Consider the following 21,955-nt stretch of genomic DNA (forward strand, 5'->3'; position numbering starts at 1 on the left):
AACTTTAAGACCAAAAGAGACCTGCTATGCCCAAAACCATCACCGTCATCGATACCTTCGGTTTCTTCTTCCGCAGTTTTTACGCCCTGCCGCCGCTCACGAACAAAGAGGGTTTCCCGACCGGACTGCTCACCGGGTTCATCAACTTCATTGACCGTCTTCACCAGGACCACGCCAGCGACTACATCGTCTTCGCCCTCGATGCCAAGGGTCCGACCTTCAGGAACGAGATCGACCCCGAGTACAAGGCGCACCGCCCGCCGCCGCCGGATGAGCTCAAGGCGCAGCTGCCCATCGCCATCGAGTGGATCGAGAAGATGGGGTTCAAGACCCTGATGCAGAGCGGCTTCGAGGCCGATGACATGATCGCTTCCATTACGAAAAAGGCGGTCGAGGCGGGGATGGTCGTGCGGATCGTCTCCCACGACAAGGACCTTTACCAGCTCATTGACGACGACAAGGTCGTGCTCGTCGACGCCATCAAGCGCAAGGACGTCAACGAGACGGAGTGCCTGGAGAAGTACGGCATCCGCCCGGAACAGTTCACCGACTACCAGGCGCTGCTCGGCGACAGCGCGGATAACGTGCCGGGGGTCAAGGGGATCGGAAAGGTGACGGCGCAGAAGCTGCTCAACGCGTATGAGACCCTCGATAACGTCTACGCGAACATCGACGAAGTGAAGCCGGCCGGGGTACAGAAGAAGCTGCGCGAAGGAGAGGAGAACGCCTGGATGTCGCGGAAACTCGTCACCCTGCGCGACGACCTTTTCGAGACGGTGGCGTGGGACGAGTACGATATGGATGATCGCAACCCCTTCCTGCCGATCGTGCCGGAGCTGATACGCTATGAAATGAACGGAATCATCCGCAAGCTCAAGGCGAAGAAGCTCATCAGTGAGGAGGAGATCAGTCAGGAGAACGCCGTGCAGGAAGCGGAGTGCCCGCTGCCTGCGAACGCCGGTTTCACCGCGAAACTGATCACCGACGAATCGGAGCTCGCCGCGCTCACCGGCGCAATTACCGCGGAGACCCTTGTCGCTTTCGATACGGAGACGACGGGGCTGGATTACCTGGAAGACACGATGGTCGGGTTCAGCTTCTGCCTGAACGCAGAGGAGGCCTACTACGTCCCCGTTGGGCACAGCTACCTCGGCGTTCCGGAACAGGTCGGCGAAGCGGCCGCGTCTGCGGCACTGCGGCAGATCTTCACCGGGCGGGTCGTCGGGCACAACCTCAAGTTCGACCTCCACTTTGTCAACCACTATATGGAGGGGTTCGAACCCTCCCTTTATGCCGATACGATGATCATGGCGTGGCTCGCCGCGCCCGAGAGCCCGCTCTCCCTGGACAAGCTCGCACAGGTCCACCTGAATCACACGATGATCAGCTTCAAGGAGACGGTCAAGAAGGGGGAAGACTTCTCCGGCGTCGACCTGGCCGATGCCTGCGGCTACGCCGCCGAGGATGCCTGGGCGACATGGATGCTCTATGCGAAACTGACGGCGCTGCTTGGCCTGCAGGGCGAGCATCTTCTCGAAGAGGCCGCGGCGGTCGAGTTCCCTTTCTCGCTGACACTCGGCGCGATGGAAGAAGCGGGCATCCAGGTCGATACGAAGGTGCTTGCGGTCTTCCTGGAGGAGGCGAAGGAGCGTTTGGCGGAGCTGACGCAAAACATCTATGAGCTCACCGGCAGCGAATTCAACATCAACTCCACGAAGCAGCTGGGGGAGGTGCTCTTCGAGAAGCTGGAGCTGCCCGTGGTCAAGAAGACGAAGACGGGCTATTCGACGGACGAGAAGGTTCTGAACGCTCTTATGGAAGAGCACCCGGTGATCGAAAAGCTGCTTGAATACCGCGAACTGCACAAGCTCGTCTCTACCTACCTCGACCCGCTCCTGCAGCTGGGGCAGCAGCGTCCCGACGGTCGCATCCACACCTCCTACGTGCAGACGGGGACGGCGACGGGGCGGCTCAGTTCGAAAAACCCGAACCTGCAGAACATCCCGACCCGCACCCCATTGGGGGCGCGTATCCGCGAGGCCTTCGTGGCCGGTAAGGGCAAAAAGCTCATCGGCATCGACTATTCGCAGATCGAACTGCGGCTGCTGGCGCACTTCAGCGAGGACCCGACCCTCGTCGACGCCTTCAAGCATGACAAAGATATCCACCTGAGCACCGCGATCGCCCTCTTTGGCGAGGAGGAGGCCCCGAAGAAGCGCAGCATCGCCAAAACCGTCAACTTCGGCCTGCTTTACGGCATGGGGCAGAAGAAGCTCTCCGATACCCTGGGCATTACGACGAAGGAGGCGCGCGAGATCATCACCCGCTACTTCGAGACCTTCCCGACGGTCAAATCCTACTTCGCCTCCATCGTCGAGCGCTCCAAAGAGCAGGGGTACGTCGAGACCCTGCTGGGGCGCCGCCGCTATTTCGACTATGACAAGGCGACGCCGATGCTCAAAGCCGCGTACGAGCGCGAATCGGTCAACACCGTCTTCCAGGGCAGCGCGGCCGACCTGATCAAAATGGCGATGAATCGCATCGATGATGTGATAAAAAAAGAACGCCTCCCTGCTACCATGCTGCTGCAGATTCACGACGAACTGATCTTCGAGGCGGATGCGGCCCAGGCCGATGCGCTGGGGCAGCGTTTCCAATCTATTATGGAAGAGATCCATCCCCTGCATATCCCGCTGCGGGCGTCGCTGAACATTGGGGCGCACTGGGGCGAACTGAAATAGGCTCTGAATAAGCAACGCTTATTCAGCCTCTCCCGCCGATTGAAAGACTCCGTTAACCGAAAATGACTACAATTACGCACTTTGGGGGCCGCACAGCCCTCTGACTGCATGAAAAGGAATGAGATGAAGTACCTCCTCTCTGTGATCAGCTCCATGAAAACCATGGCCACGTTAATGCTGGTGTTTGCCGTCTCCGTCGGATACGCGACTTTTGTCGAAAACGATTTCGGCACGCCGACGGCCAAGGCCATGATCTACAACGCCCGATGGTTCGAGGTGCTGCTGGGTATTCTGGCGTTCAACCTCGTACTCAATATCGTACGCTTCAAGATGTGGAAGAAAGGGAAGGGGCTCGTCTTCCTCTTTCACTTCGCTTTCCTCGTTATCCTGTTTGGCGCGGCGGTGACCCGCTACGTCGGTTACGAGGGGATGATGCACATCCGCGAAGGCGAGACGGAGGACAAGATCACCAGCTCCACGAGCTACCTCAAGATCGTCTATGACGACAACGGCAAGGTCGGCGAGTACAAGCAGAGCCTCTACCTCTCCAAGCTCGGCGGCAACGACGTCGACACGACCTTTGATGTCGCCGGCAAAACGGTCAGCGTCAAGCTGCTCGAATACATTCCCGACGCCGTCTACAGCGTCGTGGAAGCGCCCGACGGCAAGCCGATTGCCAATATGATGATCACCGGCGGCGGTGCCCCCGACCAGATGCAGCTCTCCCAGGGCGAACAGTATGAAAACGAGAAACTCATTATCGACTTCGACTCCGGCAAGCCGGTGCACGACGGCAAACCGGTCGTCCGCCTGTTTATGGAAGGCGACAGCCTGAAGATGGCCCACGGCTTCCCGCTGACCTACCTCAAAATGGATGACCAGAGCAGCGGTGCCGTTGCCCCGTCCCTGGAAGACAACGCCTCGACACGTACCCTCTATACGACGGAGAATGGCGCGAACTTCGTGATTCGCAGCTTCTTAGCCAAAGGGAAAAAGACGATCGTTTCCCAGGAGACGAAAAAGAAGGGGCCGATGATGCGCACTGCTTCGCAGGACGCGATGCGCCTGCAGTTCAGCGACGGCAGCGAGACCAAAGAGGTCGTCGTCATGGGCACCTCGGGCCAGGTCGGCGTGCCGGAACCGGTGACGCTCTCAGGCATCCCGATGTCGGTCAGCTACGGCGCCGAGCTCATCCGCCTGCCGTTCGCCCTGAAACTGGCGGACTTCGAGCTCGACCGCTACCCGGGATCGCAGTCGCCGATGTCCTATGCGAGCGACGTTGTCCTGATAGATAAGGAACAGAACATCGAAATGCCCTATCGTATCTTTATGAACCACGTTCTTGACCACCGCAACTACCGTTTCTTCCAGTCCTCGTACGACCGTGATGAGAAGGGGACGATCCTCTCCGTCAATCACGACCCGGGAACCCTGCCGACCTATATCGGCTACCTGCTGCTCGCCATCGGGATGTTCGGCTCGCTCTTCGTCAAGGGCGGCCGTTTCCGCCAGCTGGGCAAAATCGCCAAGCGTGCGGCCGAAGAGAAAGAGAAACTGGCCGCAGGGCTTATTGCAGCACTGTTGCTGACGTTCGCGCCGCAAAGCGCCAAAGCCGATACGAACCCGATGATCAAGGAAATAACCTCCTTTGACCGGACCCACGCCGATATGTTCGGAGAGCTGATCGTCCAGGACAGCAACGGCCGTATGAAGCCGGTCGATACCCTCAGCACGGAGATCCTGCACAAGATCAACCGCGGCGATACTATCCTCGGCCTCAATGCAAATCAGATCCTGCTCTCGATGATGCTGATGCCCGAAGCGTGGCGCGACATCAAGATGATCAGTTCGGACAAGCTGGTCAACAAGGAGCTGGGATTCGACGCCGGTGAGAAAACCCTCGCCTTCAACCAGTTCTTTGAATACCCCGATGAGATGGCCGGCTACAAACTTAACAAGTATGTCGAAGAGGCGATCCGCAAGGCGCCGGGCAAACGCGACAAGTTCGACAAAGCCGTCATCAAAGTAGACGAACGCGTCAACGTCGCCTACATGGTCTACACGGGTGCGCTGCTGCGCCTCTGGCCGGATGCGGGGGATGCGAACCACAAATGGGTGGCGACGATTGAGGCGATCAACGGCTTTACCCCGCAGGAGAGCATGCTCGTACGCTACCTCGCCGCCCAGTACTTCTCCTCCATCGACGACGCGGTTAAGAGCGGCGACTGGAGCAAGGCGGATGCCGCGCTGGAGCAGATCGCCGAGCATCAGAAAAAGGCGGGATCTACCGTCTATCCCGACGAGAACAAGGTGAAACTGGAGATCTGGTACAACCACGCCAACATCTTCGAGCGCCTCTGGCCGCTCTATTTCCTCGTCGGTTTCGTCCTGCTGGTCTTCGCCTTCGCGCACATCATCAACCCGCGCGTCAAGCTGGGGCTCTTCGCCAAGGGGGCCTACGGTCTGCTCGTGCTCTTCTTCATCGCCCACACGGTCGGCCTGGCGATCCGCTGGTACATCTCCGGCCACGCCCCGTGGTCGAACGGGTACGAGTCGATGATCTATATCGGCTGGGCGTCTGTGCTGGCGGGCTTCATCTTCTCGAAGAATTCGCCGATTACCCTTGCGGCCACCTCCATCCTTGCCGGGCTGATCCTCTTTGTCGCCCACCTCAACTGGATGGACCCGCAGGTGACGAACCTCGTGCCGGTCCTGCAGTCGTACTGGCTCAGTATCCACGTCTCTATGATCACCGGCAGCTACGGCTTCCTGGGACTGGGGGCGCTGCTGGGCTTCATTACGCTGATCCTGTTCATGTTCAATTCGGGCAAGCGTGCGCACAGCATCTCGCTCTCCATCAAGGAGCTCAACGCCATTAACGAAATGAGCCTGATGGTCGGGCTGGCGACGCTGACGGTGGGGAACTTCCTCGGCGGGGTCTGGGCCAACGAGAGCTGGGGCCGCTACTGGGGCTGGGACCCGAAAGAGACCTGGGCACTGGTGACGATCCTCGTCTATGCCGTCGTCATCCACCTGCGTTTTATCAAGAAGATCTATACGCCGTACCTCTTCAGCGTCATCTCCCTGCTCGCCTTTACGTCGGTGCTGATGACCTACTTCGGCGTCAACTACTACCTGGCGGGGATGCACTCCTACGCCAAGGGCGATCCGGTACCGATCCCGGATTTCGTCCCGGTCACCTACGCGATCGTCTTCGCGGTCATCGCGCTGGCTTCGCGCCACCGCAAACTCGCACCGCTGTGCAAGGAGTAGGGGCTCCTTTCTAACCCCCGATAACCTGTACCCTTACACTTCCGGTGCCCCTCGGCACCGTCACGCTTCCCACCTGTTTTTCTCTAATTCACAGCTCCCCAATACCCATTGAAATGGTCGGAATTATTTAATTTCAACCTACAGTTATTTTATGGGATAAAATAATTTGGATATAATTTTTTCTGAATCAAAATGAGAGGAGAGAGGTATGGTAAAAATCGTCCTGATGGCACTGATCGCATTCGGTGTCCAGCTGCATGCGGCGGATCAAAAATTCAACCTGAAGTTCAATATGCTGAAGCTCAATGCGGAGATGGGTTCGGCCCGGGAGTCTATGATCCGGAACGACAGGGCGGAAGCGCTGAAAGTGTTCAAGCGTCTCAAAACGGAGGTGCATGATCTCCTGAGCAACAAGGAGAAGATCGAATCCATGCTCCCCCCGGAGAAGAAGCAGAAATCGAGCATTGCCCTCGAGTCGGCAAAGCTGATCGCGGAGAACATCGAGCTGATCGAAGACGCTTACGGAGAGAACACGCGGGACCTGACGCCGCGCAAGCGGCAGATCAAAGCCCAGCGGGCCTACACCTCCATCGAACTGGCCTGTTTTCACTGCCATAACCTCGTGCGCGACGAACTGTAAACATTTTCGATGACGACACGCCTGCCCGGGCGTGTCAGGGTGCCGCGGTCGGGATGACCTCCCACGCCTCCACATCCCCCGCAATCGCTTTAAAGAGCGGATGCGTTTCAATCTCCTGTAACGATTCTAGTACTTTGTAACGGTCCGGGGCCCGGTGTTTCAGTTTGCCCAGCAGATGGGTGAATTCGTATGAGAGCTGACCCGTATGGACAGGCATCAGGGCGCATGCTCCGTGCATCACAATTTTTTCCCTGTTGAACCTATAGCCTCTCCTGTCCGCCTCGTCCGCCACGAAACCGAGATAGCAGCCAATGGCAGTCGCAGGCGCTTCACACTGTTGGAAACGGAGCAGCTGAGGGTGGTGCTTATACCCCTTCGTTCTGTCGAGCAACACGTTCTGTGCCAGCAGTGCCTCGCGCCACAGGGCGACCAACCCTTTGGCGTCCAGGTATTTCGGGTGGATGGACCAGAGTCGCATCGGAGTCTCCTCCTTTTGCCCACATTGTGAGCGGTGTAGCATATCCCACTATACTACAGCTTTGCCAAGAGCGCCGTCACGCCTTCACCAGGTCGATGACCCGTTTAAGCGCGTCGCCTTTTGAAAGCGTCAGCCGGATAACGCTCTTCGTACGGCCTTCGAGGGAGTGGGGGACGTGTGCATCGAAACAGACCATCTCTCCGCATTCAAGGTCGGCCGCATCACCATTGGAGGTGAGTGTAACACAGCCTTCGAGAACCATGATGGTAATCGGTCCGGGCGCGGTGTGCTCGCGCATGATGCTGCCTTTGGTCATACAGATGCGGATCTCCTTGGAAAAAGGGGTCTCCAGCATCTTTTCGACGACGACCCGTTCTCCGAAACGCGGCGCTTCCAGAAACGTGTACGTTTTCATTTCAACTCCCCTTCACCATCGCGATGAAGTTTGCCGTGACGGTGTCCATGGTCGCGATGTGCTGTTGCAGCCACTGTGGCGTATCGGTGCAGATGTAGTCGCGGATGATCTCATCGTCGTTGCGGTTGCGCCACTCCATCATCACCAGCTGGAATGCATTGAGGGCGCGGTCATGCTCGGCTTTGTGCATCTCGAACGCGGGAAAGCCGACCTCTCGCATGAGGTGCTCCTCGTTCGCGAAGTGCTCGCGGGTATGGAAAAAAAGTGCCTCGAGTGCCTGAGAGAGGGCCGTTTCGGGCGCACCGGTGTCGAGGAGCGTCTCAATATGGTTGAGCTGTTCCACCTCTTCGGCATGAACGGTGTTCATCTCGTTAAAAGCGACTTTGGGGAGTTCGGCGAAAGCGATCATCTGATGATTCCTTTTTTGCGCCAGTATAGGTTATGATAGGGGGGTGTGACATTGATATAGATCAAGTTGGAGGGGGCATGGGACTGGAACACTGCTATCTGTTTAACCGGCTGGAAGGGGATGACCTGGCACAGTTGCGGGAGATCACCCGGGTGAAATCGTACAGCGCGGGGAGCACGCTTTTTTATGCCGGGGAACACCCGGGAAAACTCCGCCTCATCGCATCGGGAGTCGTCAAGGTCGTCAAGCACGACACGGCAGGCAACGAGATCGTCCTGGCCCATTTCCGTGCCGACGACCTGGTCGCCGAGGCGGCACATTTCGAAAACATCCCCTATCCGGCGACGGCGCGCTGCGAAACAGACGTGACGCTCTACGAGATCGATTTCGGGGCTTTCAAAAGCCGTTTTCTGAACCGACCGGATGTGGCGCTGGGCATCATCCGGTCGCTGACGCGCAAGATCAAGCAGCTCGAAGCGGTGATCCGGCGTACCACGGTCGACGATGCGCAGACCCGCCTGGCACGCTACCTGCTGGAACATGCCGACGTGCTCGCCGCGACGACCCAGAAGCAGATCGCGTCACAGATCGGCCTGACGCCTGAAACGGTTTCGCGCATCGTGCGGCGTTTCAAAGCACGGGGATGGGTCGAGGTGCGCGCGCGGAAGATCGTTATCGTCGATGCAGAGGGCCTGAGAAGCCTGTTGGATGCGTCGGTTTAGCGTTTAAACAAGTCATCAAAAGCCCGGGGTGGCTTATAGAGTGGCTCCCTTTGATTTGTGAGGCATATACTTTGTCTTCTTCTTTTTTATCAGCAGTGGATGCAGGATACCTACGAGCTTCGCAACCGGGCGTCGCCATGTCAAAGTGGGCTTACGCAGTCTGTGCGTGTCGTTTAGCTTGAAACATTGGCTACTGCGGGGATTTGATAGCTTGACAGTAGGATGTTTTCGACCATGGTTTTGAAAATGTATTTATGTATAAAGTAGAGGCTGTACCAGTAAAGGTATCCTCCGATGCCGTTGGGCTCGAAATAGGCGGTCAGCGTTAATCGGGCTTTTCCCTCCTCTTCCTGGACCGGCTGCAGGATGAATTGCAGCCAGGCATTGCCCGGGGTGAGCATCTCTGCTTTGAGCCTCAGCACTTTGTTGCCGGGCTTGTTCTTATAAAACGTGACGACCCAAAAGTCGATCCGGTCACCGACCCTGATGAACTTTGGTGCCCTTTTAGTATCGCGGAGGCCCCTGCCGCCGAGCAGAACATCGATAAACCCGCGGACCTGCCAGAGCCATCTCGGCGAGTAATAGCCCGTTGTTCCCCCGATGTCCTTGACTCGGTAGAAGACATCCTCTATCTTTTCTGCGGGGAAAGTCGCGCTGTATGCTTCAAAAAGCATCCCCTCTTTGAGTTCCGACGTAAAGCGCAAAAACTGCTTTTTCTTTTCGGGATTGAGTACGGACTCTTCATATGGCGTGGACCAGACGCTCAGGTAGGTCAGCTCTTCGCATCTTTGGCCGGCGATTCTCAGTGCCTCCGTAAAAGGTTTCGGTTTAACGGGACAGTGCGGATCGACTTTGGAGACGGGGTGATTGCCGATAATCGCGGCCGAATTCATACCCTCCAAAAGCCGTTCAACCAGAATGGCGCGCATCCCGGACATCCGCGAGATGATTTTGCTTAACACATAGGGGGTGAAGATCTTGTTAAACAGCGGCAGGGGGGCCACATGCAGTTTTTTATCGACGACGATATCTGCGTAGGTCTGCACGATAGCGGAGTAGGTGAGGACTTCATTCGAACCGATCTCGACGATTTGGTCATAATATTTCTCGTTCAAAAGTGCGTGGGTGAGGTAGGCAACGAGGTCTTCGACGGCAATCGTCTGGCACAACCCCTCTTTGCCTAAAGCTTTGGGTACTAAAGGGAGTTTGGTCGCCAGGCTGCGGATGATTTCGAAACTTGAATTTCCCGCGCCGATGATAACGCCGGCGCGGAATTCGGTCACACCGTCATGCTCTTTGCACAAAAATTCTGCCGTTTGCTGCCTGCTTCTGAGGTGCATTGAAAGCGGATAGCCCTCCGTCTCGACCCCAAGCCCACCCAGATAGATGATCTGTTTGACTCCGGCTTTGGTACAGGCCTTGCCCACGAGCCCTGCCAGCCGGTTGTCCTTGAGCGAAAAATCATAGTCCCCTTTGACATAAAGCGAGTGGACGAGGTAATAGACGGCATCCACTCCTTGAAGTGTCGTGACGATATCGTCAAAGCCGCGCACTTCAAGACGCTGTTCCGCTATGCAGATGTCTGGGCTGGTCCGTTCAAGAAAGTAGCACTCGTCATTTAAAAACTCAAACTTGCGCGTGGTCCGTGTAAAGAGGGTGATTTTGTAACCGGCGTTGTAGAGCTTGGCAATGAGGTGCGTTCCGATGTAACTGGTCGATCCGAAAATGGCGATATGGTGATTCGTACTGTTTTGCATCCCGGTATCATATGAAAATTAGGCAAATAGTGTTAGGAATAGATTTTTTGTGATGATCTAAACTAGTTGTAAGCTGCCCGTCCTCCCGGAACACCATGCGGAGCAATGGACGTAACGCTTCCTGCTCCCTAATCCGATTAACCTGTAAAGAAACGTCTTTTTCATCCGCAGCTTTTTTACGTGCAACGTTTAGTTTGATAATGGGATGATGGCTATTCAAAGACTCTCAGCGTAATCTGTCAAAAATGTGGGATATTGTCATGTTCAGCTTCTATGGTGACGGCGGAACCGTTATAATTCCAACCATGTTACACGAACTTCCCATCCAAGCCGTCCTGCCCGAAATAGGGCAGGCGCTTTCCGACAATCATCAGCTTATTCTGCAGGCCCCTCCGGGTGCGGGGAAAACGACCGTCGTCCCGCTGGAACTGCTTAAAGCGGCCTGGCTGGAAGGCAAAAAAATCGTTATGCTTGAACCGCGACGTTTGGCGGCGCGTAATGCGGCGCTGCGGATGGCGGAGCTGCTTGGCGAAGCGGTCGGACAGCGGGTGGGGTACCGCATCCGGCAGGAGACGAAGGTCTCGGCAGCCACGCGGATAGAGGTCGTCACCGAAGGGATCCTGACGCGGATGCTGCAGGGCGACCCGGCACTGGAAGAGGTGGGGGTGCTCATCTTCGACGAGTTCCATGAGCGCTCCATCCATGCGGACCTGGGACTGGCGCTCGCGCTGCAGTCACAAACGCTGTTGCGCGACGACCTGAAAATCGTCGTCATGTCGGCCACGCTGAATGCCGATGCGCTCAAGGGTGTGCTGCCCGACGCCGCCGTCGTGACCAGCGAGGGGCGCTGCTTCCCCGTGACGCACCGTTACCTCGATATCCGCCGCAAACCGTCCGAGGCGAAGCGCATCGCTTCAGTGACGGCGGAGACGATCACGGACGCGCTGAAAGAGGAGGAGGGGAGCATCCTTGCCTTTCTGCCCGGCGTCAAAGAGATCAACGCCGTCGAGCGTACGCTGCAGGGCAGCAAGGCAAGCGACATTATGATCGCGCCCCTGTACGGCGACCTTTCCAAGTCGGCCCAGCAGCATGCCATCGCCCCGGCGCCCGAGGGCAAACGCAAGGTTGTCCTGGCGACGAACATCGCCGAAACATCTTTGACCATTGACGGTGTACGTATCGTCGTAGACAGCGGGCTGGAGCGTTTCGTGGCGTACGACGCCGCCTCGGGCATGAACCGGATGCACACGCGCATGATCACGCAGGATTCCGCCGTGCAGCGTGCCGGCCGTGCGGGCCGGACGCAGAGCGGGGTCTGCTACCGGCTTTGGCATGAAAACAAGCCGCTGGTGCCGCATGCGCGGCCTGAAATCGTGCAGAGCGATCTGGCGCCGCTGATGCTGGAACTCGCCAACTGGGGTGCAACGGTCGATGAGCTTGCATGGGTCGATACGCCGCCTGAGCATGCCGTCGAAGAAGCCTCGGAACTATTAATATCACTTAATATGATAGATGCGGCGGGAAGTATTACCCCGCACGGCAAAGCGGCGCTGGCGCTTGGACTGCATCCGCGCCTGGCCCATATGCTGTTGCGGGCCAAGGCGGAGGGGCTGGGATACGAGGCGGTGCTGCTCTCAACCCTGCTGCAGGAGCGGACGGGCTTCAGCGGAATGGACCTGGCGGAGGGAATGGGGTGGCTGGACCGCTCGCTGCAGTCGGGGGGGAGCGGCAGTCTGCTGCGCCATGCCGTGAACCTGCTCAAAAAGCGCACGGGATGCGAACGGGGCGGCAGCGTGAAAACCGATGCGGCGGGAGTGCTCGCGGCGTTGGCGTATCCCGACCGCATCGCCAAACGCCGCAGTAGCGGGTCGGATCGCTTTTTACTGGCCAACGGTAAGGGGGCGGTGCTGGGCGATGCCACCGCTTTTTTGCACGATGAGTACCTTGCCGTCGCCGAAGCGGGCGGGCAAGGGGAGCCGCTGCGCATCTTCCATGCCGCCGCTCTATCGCAGCCGGAGCTGGAAGCGTGGTTCGGCGATGCCATAGAGGCGGAGGAGCGCGTGGCGTGGAACGGGGAATCAGGCCGTGTCGAGGCCGTCCGGACGGAACGGATAGGGGCCGTCGTTTTAGCAGCGTCGCGCATCGACAACCCGTCGCCGGAGCTGGTGGCGCGGGGGGTGATCGACGGCATCCGCCGGGGCGGACTCGATCTGCTGCCGTGGACGCAGAAGAGTACGGCGCTGCGCAAGCGGGTCACCTTCGTCAACCGCCATCTGCCGGAGACGTTCGCCGCCCTGGACGATGCCGCACTGCTGGCAACCCTGGAGACGTGGCTGCTGCCCTACCTGGAGGGGGTCCGTGACCTAAAAGGGCTCCAGAAACTCGATCTGCATTCGATTTTCTCCGCACTGTTGGGCTGGGACGCATTGCAGAAGCTGGATGCGCTGGCACCGGAGACGGTGGCGGTGCCCAGCGGTTCGACCATTCGTATCGACTATGACGACCCGGAGCAGCCCGTGCTCGCCGTACGCCTGCAGGAGGTCTTCGGCTGGGAGCGCACGCCGACGGTGCTCGAGGGAAAAGTGCCACTGATGCTGCACCTGCTCAGCCCGGCACAGCGGCCGGTGCAGGTGACGAAGGACCTGGCGTCGTTCTGGCGGGAGGGGTATGCGGAAGTGCGCAAGGAGCTGCGGGGCAGGTACAAAAAACACTACTGGCCCGAAGACCCCTATGAAGCGGTCGCGACCTCGAAGACGAAGAAGGGGATGGCGCGGGGATGACCTGAGCATAGTTGTGTTAGCATAGCACCATAAAATAATAAATAGGAATAGCTGATGTTGACACTGCTTGCCATCCTGATCATCTTTTTCCTCATCCTCGATCTTTACAAAAAGAACCGGGAACTGCGCGAACGGCTCGATGCCCTGGGCGATGGGGAGAAGTTTGAAGAGCGTGAGAACCGGGAACGGCCGCGCTCGCCGCTGGAAGAGGTGCGGGAGAAGCTGGTCTCCCCTGCGGTGAAACCGGTGGTGCCGAATGAGCAGAAGGCCGAAACGCTCCCCCGGAAGGAAGCGGCGGAAGGCCCTGTGCCGGAGACGCCGAAGGCGGCAGCAACGGAGACCCCGCAGACCGAAGCCGCGGAAACGTCGCCGCTGGCCCAGGCGCTCAACCGCTTCATCACCGGTGGCAACATGCTGGTGAAGGTCGGCGGCATCATCTTTTTCCTGGGGCTCGTTTTCCTGGTCAAGTACGCCGCCGAGCACAACATGATCAGTATCGAAATGCGTCTGATCGGCATTGCGCTCGGTGCGCTGGGCATGACCGCTTTGGGGTGGCGGCTGCGGGAGCGGGAAGGGTATTACGGACTGGTCCTGCAGGCGCTGGGGGTCGCTTCGTTCTATCTCGTCGTCTACGCTTCGGCGAAAATGTACGGCCTGCTGACGATGCCGCAGGCCTTCGTCATCATGCTGATCGTAGTCATTTGCGGCTCCCTGCTGGCCGTGGCCCAGGATGCCGTCATCCTCGCGCTCTTCTCCATCACCGGCGGTTTTCTGGTCCCGATCCTGACCTCCGACGGCAGCGGGTCGCACATTGTACTGTTCAGCTACTACGCCATGCTCAACATTGGCATCCTGCTCATCGCCTGGTACCGCTCCTGGCGGGTGCTCAACATCGCCGGCTTCTTTTTTACCTTCGTCATCGCCACCGCCTGGGGCGTACTGCGGTATGAGCCGGTACTCTTCATATCGACCGAACCATTTTTGATCTTCTTCTTCCTGCTCTACCTAGGCGTGAGCATCCTGTTTACGTCGAAGCAGCCCTTTGAGGTACGCGCCTTTATCGATTCCACGCTGGTCTTCGGGCTGCCGCTCGTTGCCTTTTCCCTGCAGGCCTCCATGGTCAAGCAGTACGAGTACGGTGTGTTTTACAGCGCAATGGTTGTGGGAAGTCTCTACCTCACGCTTTTCCGGCTGCTGTCGCCACGGGTGAAGATGCAGATGCTGGCGGAGGCGTTCCGCGCGATCGCCGTTGTCTTCTATACGGTGGCGATCCCCTATGCGCTTGACGATCGGATGACCGGTGCACTGTGGGCGCTTGAAGGGGCGGCAGTGATCTGGATCTCCCTGAAGTATCGCAAACATTACGGGGTGATTTTCGGGATGGTGCTGGAGCTGGTGTCGAATGTGCTCTACCTGCTCTCCACCGTAGGCCTTTCGGCCGAATTCGCTTTTGCCAACGGGATCTTTGCCGGCTATGCCGTCGTGGTGACGGCGGCCCTCTTTACGGCCTACCGGCTCCGGGCACATCCCGGCGGCGAGCCAGGGACCCTCACGCAGGCATTCTCCATGATCTTCCTGGGGACGGGGCTGCTCATGTGGCTGCTTGCCGGTTTTCTGGAAGCCGGTCGCAGCAGCTTTGAAACGGGGAATGTGCTGCTGATCTACGCGGCATTGAGCGCCGTACTGTTTGCCGCCGCCGCCATTCGTTTCGCCTGGGCGGAACTGGGCGGGGTGTTGCAGTACTACCTGCCGTTGGGCATCGCCATCTTTGCGACGCTGCTGCATCACTTTATCGCGGCACACCCCTTCGCCGGGATCGGGAGCATCGCCATCGTTCTTTTCTTTACCGTGCATTACGGTCTGCTCTGGCGTTTCGGCTCGGACTGGAAACTGGGTGCACTTCTGCACGTTGCAGGGATGGTCCTTTTGGTGCTTATCCTGTCGCGGGAGCTTCAGTATGCCGTGGAAACATGGACGGGGATCACCGAGCTCGGTCACGGGGCATTCGGCGTGATGCCGATCCTGACACTGCTGCTTCTGGTGCAGTCTGATCGCTACTATCCCTCTCTCATCCGGGAGTACCTCACCGTCTACCGCCTGGCGGGTGGGATCGCGCTGAGCACCATTGTCGGCATCTGGGAACTGAAAATCAGCGCCCTGGACGGGGCGGTGCCGTTTATGCCCTACATTCCGCTGTTAAGCCCGCTCGATCTCCTCCAGGCGGCAGGGCTGGCCGTATTTGTATACTGGCTTTATCGTGTGGAGCGTATCACGGCCGCGGCCGACCGGTTCGCGTTCAAAGCGGCCGGTATTGCGGCGTTTCTCCTCGCGACGTTGCTCCTGGGCCGTGCGGTCCATTTTTACGGGGATGTCGGGTATACGACCTATGCCCTGGCGGCGAGCCTGCTGTTTCAGGCGTCGCTCTCGATCCTGTGGAGCTGTATGGGTATCGCCGCCATGCTTGTCGGCAAGGTGCGGGGCGAGCGTACGGTATGGCTGGCGGGGGCAGGGGTCCTTGGGGTGGTGGTACTGAAGCTCTTTCTGGTCGATCTCGCGGGGAGCGGAACGGTCGAGCGGATCGTCTCTTTCATCTCCGTCGGCGTCCTGCTGCTGCTGGTGGGGTATTTTGCGCCGATTCCGCCGTCTAAAGACGGCGCAGCGGAACAGACAGGGGCGTGACTACTCCCGGAGCAGGTCGTAAAAGGGCGGGATCTCCGGTGTGAAGAGGGCGTCGTCGAGGTTACGGTTGATTTTCTGTTTTGAGAAGCGGATCTGGACGCTGTTTTCGAAAGGGTCGTTGTAGGAGATCGCCAACGGGATGTCGTCGCGGATCTTGATGGTGAACTGCTGGGACTTGTGGGTCGCCAGGTAGGTTTCGTCGTCGAGTTTCACGGCGTTGGCGAGGATCTTGAAAAGGTCGATCTCATCGCGGAAGGTCTTGACGATGGCCTGTTCGAGTTCCGGTTCGATGATGGTGACTTTGTGGCCGATGACGAAGACGCTCTTCTCGACGGGCTTGAAGTAGTGCCAGTGGGCCTTGTCCGGGCGCGTCGCATCGACATGCCCCTCGTAGGTAATGGTCTTGTTCGTATCGTCGACGATCTGCTGGGTAAAATCCGCGCTGAAAGAGCGGATGGAGTCGGTAAATCCGAAGAGGGCGCTAAAAGCGGCGAGCAGCAGAAAAATTGTTTTCATTTGAAACCTTTTTTGCGCAATTGTAACCAAAAATGGTGACCGGACACCCCTTTACGAAACCTTTATAGAAACGATACCTTCGCTTAGTTATAATCAGCGCAAAAAAAGGGGCACTGCCGGTGCCCGGAACTAGGGAAAAGATGCTGCAGACGATGATGGGCAAGGTGTTCGGCACCAAGAACGACCGGGAGCTGAAACACTACAAACGGGCACTCAAAAAGATCAATGCGCTCGAAGCGACATACGAAGCGATGGACGATGCGGCACTGCAGGCCGCTTTCGAAGAACTGAAAACGGCCGTGCGCGCCGAAGAGAAGAGCCTCGAAGAGGTCCTTCCCGACTCCTTTGCCATCACGCGCGAAGCGGCCAAACGTACCCTGGGAATGCGTCACTTCGACGTCCAGATCATCGGCGGTATGGTCCTGCACGAGGGACGCATCGCCGAGATGAAGACGGGGGAGGGTAAAACCCTCGTGGCCTCGCTTCCGGTCGCGCTCAATGCGATGACGGGCAAAGGCGTCCACGTCGTCACCGTCAATGACTACCTCGCGCAGCGCGACGCCACGGAGCTCACGCCGCTGTACGGCTTCCTGGGCTATGAGGTCGGCACGGTCCTCGAAGGGGAGTACGACCCGCAGGCCAAGCGCACGCAGTACGCCACCGATATCACCTACGGTACGAACAACGAGTTCGGATTCGACTATCTGCGCGACAACATGAGTTTCTCCCGCGACCAGATGGTGCAGCGCGGACACCACTTCGTCATCGTCGACGAAGTGGACTCCATCCTCATCGACGAGGCGCGGACCCCGCTGATCATCTCCGGCCCGACCAACCGTACCCTCGACAACTACGTCCGCGCCGACGAGATCGCCAAGCAGCTCTCGAAAGAAACCCACTTTACCGTTGACGAAAAAGACCGCCTCGTCCTCATCACCGAAGAGGGGATCGCCAAGGCCGAAGAGCTTTTCGGCGTCGACAACCTTTACAGCCTGGAGAACTCCGCCCTGTCTCACCACCTCGACCAGGCGCTCAAGGCCAACTACATTTTCGAGATCGACGTCGATTATGTCGTCAAGGACGGCGAAGTCGTCATCGTCGACGAATTTACGGGCCGCCTTTCCGAGGGGCGCCGCTACTCCGAGGGGCTGCACCAGGCCCTTGAGGCCAAAGAGCGTGTGCAGATCAAGGAGGAGTCGCAGACCCTCGCGGACATCACCTTCCAGAACTACTTCCGCATGTACGACAAGCTGGCGGGGATGACCGGTACGGCGCAGACGGAGGCGACGGAGTTCGCCCAGATCTACCGTCTCGACGTCGTCTCCATCCCGACAAACGTCCCGGTCGTCCGCGAAGACCTCAACGACCTGATCTATAAGACCGAACTCGAGAAGTTCCAGGCATCCATCGAGAAGATCAAGGAGCTCAACGCCAAAGGGCAGCCGGTCCTCGTGGGTACGGCCTCCATCGAGAAGTCCGAAGTGCTGCACGAGCTGCTGAAGCGCGAGAAGATCGCCCATACCGTTCTCAATGCGAAGAACCACGCCCAGGAGGGTGAGATCATCAAGAGCGCCGGCGAAAAAGGCGCGGTCACGATCGCGACGAACATGGCCGGGCGCGGGGTCGACATCAAGGTCAGCGACGAGATCAAGGCAATGGGCGGCCTCTACATCATCGGGACGGAGCGCCACGAGAACCGCCGTATCGACAACCAGCTGCGCGGCCGTTCCGGCCGCCAGGGCGACCCGGGGGTCAGCCAGTTCTACCTGAGCCTCGAGGACAACCTGCTGCGCATTTTCGGCTCGGACAAGATCAAAACGATCATGGAGCGCCTCGGGGTCGAGGACGGCGAGTACATCGAGTCGAAAATGGTCACCCGCGCCGTGGAGAAGGCGCAGAAGAAGGTTGAGAACCTCCACTTCGAAGGGCGGAAGCAGATCGTCGAGTACGATGACGTCGCCAACGAACAGCGCAAGATCGTCTACCGTTTCCGCAACCAGCTGCTCGACCCGGAATTCGACATCGCCGTGAAGGTCAACGAGATCCGCGAAGCGTACGTGGCGCGCGCACTGACGGAGTGCGAGATCTATGATGGCGGGGGCCGTGAGGACTTCGACCTCGAAAAGCTCGCAAAACTGCTGCAAGAAGAGGTCCATTTCATTGTGGAGGCTGCCGACTTCGAGGGGCTCGACTATGAAGAGCTCGCCGGGAAGCTCATCGCCGACGTCAAAGATGAGTATGACACGAAGATGGCCGTCGTGGACGAGCCGGTCCGCCGCGACATCGAGCGCGAGATCTATCTCAAGACTCTCGATACGGCGTGGCGGGAGCACCTCTACCGCATGGATACGATGAAGACGGGTATCCGTCTGCGTGCGTACAACCAGAAAGATCCGCTTGTCGAGTATAAAAAAGAGAGTTTCAACCTCTTTACGGAGCTGATCGAGACGATCAAGTACGACACGATCAAGACCCTGCAGATCATCCGCTTCCAGCTCCGTTCGCCGGAAGAGGAGGCCGAAGCCTTCGCCCGTGCGCAGGAGATCGAACGCAAGCAAAAAGAGATGCAGATGCAGCTCAACCGCGAAAGCGACGAAGCGGCAGACGCGCCTTCCGCGAAAAAACCGGCCCGCAACGACCCTTGTCCCTGCGGCAGCGGTAAGAAATACAAAAACTGCTGCGGACAGAGCGGACCGAAGAAGGGGGCGTTTGCCTCTTGAAAAAGCAGCGCGGCCTGACGAACTACCTGTTGCGCCGCTTTCTGCGGTTTGACCGGGAGCAGCCCTTCATCTTCCTCTCCGCGATGCTCGCCTTCCTGGGCATCATGCTCGGCGTCATGGTTCTTATCATTGCCATGGCGCTGATGAACGGTTTCGACAACGAGTTCAAGAAAAAACTCACGATCATGAACTACCCCCTGACCATCGTGCCGCGCTTTTACGGCAGCGTGAACAGCGAGCTGCTGATGCGGCTCGAGCAGGAGTTCCCGCAGCTCAAGTTCAGCCCCTACGTCGCGGCTTCCGTTATCGCCCGCAGCGGCTCGCAGCTGGAGGGAGGCTACCTCTTCGGCGTGGACTTCAAAGCGGAACGAGAGGTCAACCCGGTCGTCGCGAAGGGACTCCAGACGTTGCCGGAAGGGAACTTCAAGGTCCTCGTCGGCGAAGCGCTGCTCGAAGCGTTCGCCCTCGGCGAGGGAGACCGTCTGATGTACATCTTCACCCAGATCGAACCGGGCGGGCTGGCGGTGACGCCGAAGCTCAAGCGTTTCGTCATCGCCGGGAGTTTCGATTCGGGCCTGAGCGCCTATGACAAGGCCTACAGCTACACCGACCTGCACTCGCTGCAGACGATCATGCACCTGCCCGATAACGTCTATGACGGCATTCACATTATGACCGACGACCCCCAGAAGGTGATAGAAGAGGTCCGTTCGGTCCTGCCCGAAGGCGTGCGCATTAAGGGGTGGTGGGAAGACAACGTCAACTTCTTCGCGGCGCTGGAGCTGGAAAAACGTTCGCTCTTCATCGTGCTGATGCTTATCATCCTGATCGCGGCCGTCAACATCATCTCGTCGCTGCTGATGACGGTGATGAACCGCCGCAGCGAGATCGCGCTGCTGATCTCGCTGGGGGCCTCCCCGGCACAGATCAAGAAGCTTTTTTTGAAACTGGGCGTCGTCATCGGCATCGGGGGGATCGCCACCGGGGCCATTCTCGGGCTTTCGGGCGTATGGGTACTGCAGACCTTCGACATCATCACGCTGCCCAAACACGTCTACCCGACGGCCCGCCTGGCGCTGGACCTCTCCTGGCAGGATTTCCTCTCCATCCTCGGCGGGGCCTTTGCCATCGTTGTACTCTCTTCGTGGTACCCGGCGAAGAAAGCCAGCGAGGTCGACGTTCTGACGGTGCTGCGCAACGAATAGCGTTGGCGCTCCGGCGCCTCTTTTTCCCTCTTATTCCTTCAATCCATGACAAAATTGTTACATTTATAATAACATTATCGATAATCACTATCAAATTAAAGCTTCTTTGAAGAATATCTTTTGCATACTATCAAAACGATTATGATTATCAATAATGGAGTCAAGATGAAAATACGAACGATGACGGGACTCGGAATCCTGCTGGTGCTGCTCGGCGGCTGTAACGAATCGAATGAGAGCGGTCTCGACCCGCAGAAGGTGGCATTAGGCGAGGCGTTTTTCAATGATACAAACCTTTCCAACACGGGGCACCAAGCCTGCGCCTCCTGCCACGACGCGGCACACGCCTTCAGCGAAGCGCGCACGGTAACGGCCCAGAACGATTTCGGGGCCGTCTCCATTGGTGATGATAACCTTTCGATCGGCGACCGCAACGCGCCGACGGCGATGTACGCGGCGTTTTTCCCGGCGTTTCATTTCGATGACGAGGCGGGCGAGGGCGAAGGGAGCGGTGGCCTTTGGCTGGGCGGCCAGTTCCATGACGGCCGTGCCGCAGACCTTAAAGCACAGGCGAAGGGGCCGTTTTTGAACCCCGTCGAGATGCAGATGCCCGATTTTAACAGTGTCGTCGCACGGGTGAAGGCGAACCCATCTTATGTTTCGGAGTTGACGGCTCTCTACGGCGACAGCGTCTTCGACGATGATGCCGCGGCCTACGATGCGATAGGCGATGCGATCGCCACTTTTGAGAAGAGCGACGTCTTCGCGCCGTTTGATTCGAAATACGACCGCTGGCTCAAAGGCGAAGCGGAGCTGACGGCGCTGGAACGCCAAGGGCTGGAGATGTTTGTACGCGCAGACAAAGGCAATTGCGCCGCCTGCCACCCCAACGTCGGGACAGGCGGCGCGCCGGCGCTCTTTACCGATGCGACCTTCGACAACCTGGGGGTTCCCGTCAATGAAGCGGTCCGCAGCAACCCGAACAACCCCCTCAGCGCCGTGGCGGATTACCGCGACTTGGGCCTGGGGGAGACGACGGGCGACCCCTCCCTCGACGGTGCGTTCAAAGTGGCGACACTGCGCAACATCGCGGTGACGGGACCCTACATGCATAACGGCGTCTTCAAAACCCTCAAAGCGGTGGTGCACTTCTACAATACCCGTGACGTGACCGGTGCGCTCAACCCGGAGACGGGCCTGCCGTGGCGCACGCCGGAGGTGCCCGAAACGATCAATGTCGACGAGCTCGGCAACCTTGGGCTGAGCGACGAGGAGGAAGATGCCATCGTCGCTTTCCTCAAAACCCTGACAGACGCCCGTTACGAATCGCTGCCGTAGCGATTGATTCGGTCCCGCCATTGCGCTATACTATCCAGAAAACAATGGAGGGGCCATGTCCGTAGAGGGGCTGATGCTGAGTGCCGCCGCGCTGTTGCTGATCGTGACGGCGGGGCTTTTTTACCTTATTGTACGGCGGATCGGGCGTGCCCAGCGCGATGACAACGCCCGGATGGACAAACTCAGCGAATCGCTGATGGAGAAACTCGAATCCCAGTCACTTTCCGAAGAACAGAAGGCGAAGATCGCCGAAGCGCTCAAAGAGATAAGAGAGCGTTGACC

Annotated in this window: 15 protein-coding genes; 10 read left to right on the plus strand and 5 right to left on the minus strand. The window is 58.4% G+C overall.

Annotated features, from left to right (window positions below; translation table 11 throughout):
- Nucleotides 1-26 precede the first annotated feature (26 nt).
- The 3 genes from polA (at nucleotide 27) to WCX72_RS05675 (ending at nucleotide 6,654) form a co-directional block, all read left to right on the plus strand.
- Nucleotides 27-2,741 (plus strand): DNA polymerase I, encoded by a 2,715-nt coding sequence (gene polA / locus WCX72_RS05665; protein ID WP_345971338.1) that lies wholly within the window; start codon nucleotides 27-29, stop codon nucleotides 2,739-2,741.
- 123 nt (nucleotides 2,742-2,864) lie between these two features.
- Nucleotides 2,865-6,014: a cytochrome c biogenesis protein CcsA gene (gene ccsA / locus WCX72_RS05670; protein WP_345971339.1), complete on the plus strand. Its 3,150-nt coding sequence runs from the start codon at nucleotides 2,865-2,867 to the stop codon at nucleotides 6,012-6,014.
- 208 nt (nucleotides 6,015-6,222) lie between these two features.
- The gene (locus WCX72_RS05675; RefSeq protein WP_345971340.1) at nucleotides 6,223-6,654 is read left to right on the plus strand and encodes a hypothetical protein; all 432 of its coding nucleotides are present in this window, start codon (nucleotides 6,223-6,225) and stop codon (nucleotides 6,652-6,654) included.
- A 34-nt stretch (nucleotides 6,655-6,688) separates the two neighbouring features.
- Here WCX72_RS05675 and WCX72_RS05680 read toward each other — a convergent pair whose 3' ends face one another.
- The 3 genes from WCX72_RS05680 to WCX72_RS05690 form a co-directional block, all read right to left on the minus strand.
- The gene (locus WCX72_RS05680) at nucleotides 6,689-7,132 is read right to left on the minus strand and encodes a pyrimidine dimer DNA glycosylase/endonuclease V (RefSeq protein WP_345971341.1); all 444 of its coding nucleotides are present in this window, start codon (nucleotides 7,130-7,132) and stop codon (nucleotides 6,689-6,691) included.
- Between the two features lie 76 nt (nucleotides 7,133-7,208).
- Nucleotides 7,209-7,547 (minus strand): cupin domain-containing protein, encoded by a 339-nt coding sequence (locus WCX72_RS05685; protein ID WP_345971342.1) that lies wholly within the window; start codon nucleotides 7,545-7,547, stop codon nucleotides 7,209-7,211.
- A 1-nt stretch (nucleotide 7,548) separates the two neighbouring features.
- On the minus strand, nucleotides 7,549-7,956 hold the full coding sequence (locus tag WCX72_RS05690) for a hemerythrin family protein (protein ID WP_345971343.1): 408 nt from the start codon (nucleotides 7,954-7,956) through the stop codon (nucleotides 7,549-7,551).
- A gap of 77 nt (nucleotides 7,957-8,033) precedes the next feature.
- On the opposite strand from WCX72_RS05690, the gene WCX72_RS05695 reads away from it, so the two are divergent.
- Nucleotides 8,034-8,678: a Crp/Fnr family transcriptional regulator gene (locus WCX72_RS05695; RefSeq protein WP_345971344.1), complete on the plus strand. Its 645-nt coding sequence runs from the start codon at nucleotides 8,034-8,036 to the stop codon at nucleotides 8,676-8,678.
- Nucleotides 8,679-8,851: 173 nt separating this feature from the next.
- Here the strand turns inward: WCX72_RS05695 and WCX72_RS05700 are convergent, their stop codons facing one another.
- Complete coding sequence (locus WCX72_RS05700; protein ID WP_345971345.1) at nucleotides 8,852-10,435, minus strand: SDR family oxidoreductase; 1,584 nt, start codon at nucleotides 10,433-10,435, stop codon at nucleotides 8,852-8,854.
- 305 nt (nucleotides 10,436-10,740) lie between these two features.
- On the opposite strand from WCX72_RS05700, the gene hrpB reads away from it, so the two are divergent.
- Entirely contained in the window at nucleotides 10,741-13,215 is a 2,475-nt protein-coding gene (hrpB, locus tag WCX72_RS05705; protein ID WP_345971346.1) for an ATP-dependent helicase HrpB, read from the plus strand.
- Nucleotides 13,216-13,269: 54 nt separating this feature from the next.
- Entirely contained in the window at nucleotides 13,270-15,894 is a 2,625-nt protein-coding gene (locus WCX72_RS05710; RefSeq protein WP_345971347.1) for a DUF2339 domain-containing protein, read from the plus strand.
- On the opposite strand, the gene lolA is transcribed toward WCX72_RS05710, so the two are convergent.
- A complete protein-coding gene (gene lolA, locus WCX72_RS05715; RefSeq protein WP_345971348.1) occupies nucleotides 15,895-16,410 on the minus strand; it encodes a LolA-like outer membrane lipoprotein chaperone in 516 nt (171 codons plus the stop codon). It lies immediately after the preceding gene.
- A gap of 140 nt (nucleotides 16,411-16,550) precedes the next feature.
- On the opposite strand from lolA, the gene secA reads away from it, so the two are divergent.
- From secA to WCX72_RS05735, 4 genes are all read left to right on the plus strand, one after another.
- The gene (gene secA, locus WCX72_RS05720) at nucleotides 16,551-19,130 is read left to right on the plus strand and encodes a preprotein translocase subunit SecA (protein ID WP_345971524.1); all 2,580 of its coding nucleotides are present in this window, start codon (nucleotides 16,551-16,553) and stop codon (nucleotides 19,128-19,130) included.
- Complete coding sequence (locus WCX72_RS05725) at nucleotides 19,127-20,335, plus strand: ABC transporter permease (RefSeq protein ID WP_345971349.1); 1,209 nt, start codon at nucleotides 19,127-19,129, stop codon at nucleotides 20,333-20,335. The genes secA and WCX72_RS05725 overlap by 4 nt, the downstream gene beginning before the upstream one ends.
- A 165-nt stretch (nucleotides 20,336-20,500) precedes the next feature.
- Nucleotides 20,501-21,673: a cytochrome c peroxidase gene (locus WCX72_RS05730; protein WP_345971350.1), complete on the plus strand. Its 1,173-nt coding sequence runs from the start codon at nucleotides 20,501-20,503 to the stop codon at nucleotides 21,671-21,673.
- 55 nt (nucleotides 21,674-21,728) lie between these two features.
- Entirely contained in the window at nucleotides 21,729-21,953 is a 225-nt protein-coding gene (locus WCX72_RS05735; RefSeq protein ID WP_231021124.1) for a hypothetical protein, read from the plus strand.
- The last annotated feature ends 2 nt before the right edge of the window (nucleotides 21,954-21,955 follow it).

It is taken from the genome of Thiomicrolovo immobilis (assembly GCF_039645955.1).
Classification (GTDB): Bacteria; Campylobacterota; Campylobacteria; order Campylobacterales; family Sulfurimonadaceae; genus Thiomicrolovo; species Thiomicrolovo diazotrophicus.

What these genes read in the sequence shown, in the direction of transcription:
- polA (WP_345971338.1), top strand. Translation starts at nt 27, where the DNA reads ATGCCCAAAACCATCACCGTCATCGATACCTTCGGTTTCTTCTTCCGC.
- ccsA (WP_345971339.1), top strand. Translation starts at nt 2,865, where the DNA reads ATGAAGTACCTCCTCTCTGTGATCAGCTCCATGAAAACCATGGCCACG.
- WCX72_RS05675 (WP_345971340.1), top strand. Translation starts at nt 6,223, where the DNA reads ATGGTAAAAATCGTCCTGATGGCACTGATCGCATTCGGTGTCCAGCTG.
- WCX72_RS05680 (WP_345971341.1), bottom strand. Translation starts at nt 7,132, where the DNA reads ATGCGACTCTGGTCCATCCACCCGAAATACCTGGACGCCAAAGGGTTG.
- WCX72_RS05685 (WP_345971342.1), bottom strand. Translation starts at nt 7,547, where the DNA reads ATGAAAACGTACACGTTTCTGGAAGCGCCGCGTTTCGGAGAACGGGTC.
- WCX72_RS05690 (WP_345971343.1), bottom strand. Translation starts at nt 7,956, where the DNA reads ATGATCGCTTTCGCCGAACTCCCCAAAGTCGCTTTTAACGAGATGAAC.
- WCX72_RS05695 (WP_345971344.1), top strand. Translation starts at nt 8,034, where the DNA reads ATGGGACTGGAACACTGCTATCTGTTTAACCGGCTGGAAGGGGATGAC.
- WCX72_RS05700 (WP_345971345.1), bottom strand. Translation starts at nt 10,435, where the DNA reads ATGCAAAACAGTACGAATCACCATATCGCCATTTTCGGATCGACCAGT.
- hrpB (WP_345971346.1), top strand. Translation starts at nt 10,741, where the DNA reads ATGTTACACGAACTTCCCATCCAAGCCGTCCTGCCCGAAATAGGGCAG.
- WCX72_RS05710 (WP_345971347.1), top strand. Translation starts at nt 13,270, where the DNA reads ATGTTGACACTGCTTGCCATCCTGATCATCTTTTTCCTCATCCTCGAT.
- lolA (WP_345971348.1), bottom strand. Translation starts at nt 16,410, where the DNA reads ATGAAAACAATTTTTCTGCTGCTCGCCGCTTTTAGCGCCCTCTTCGGA.
- secA (WP_345971524.1), top strand. Translation starts at nt 16,551, where the DNA reads ATGCTGCAGACGATGATGGGCAAGGTGTTCGGCACCAAGAACGACCGG.
- WCX72_RS05730 (WP_345971350.1), top strand. Translation starts at nt 20,501, where the DNA reads ATGAAAATACGAACGATGACGGGACTCGGAATCCTGCTGGTGCTGCTC.
- WCX72_RS05735 (WP_231021124.1), top strand. Translation starts at nt 21,729, where the DNA reads ATGTCCGTAGAGGGGCTGATGCTGAGTGCCGCCGCGCTGTTGCTGATC.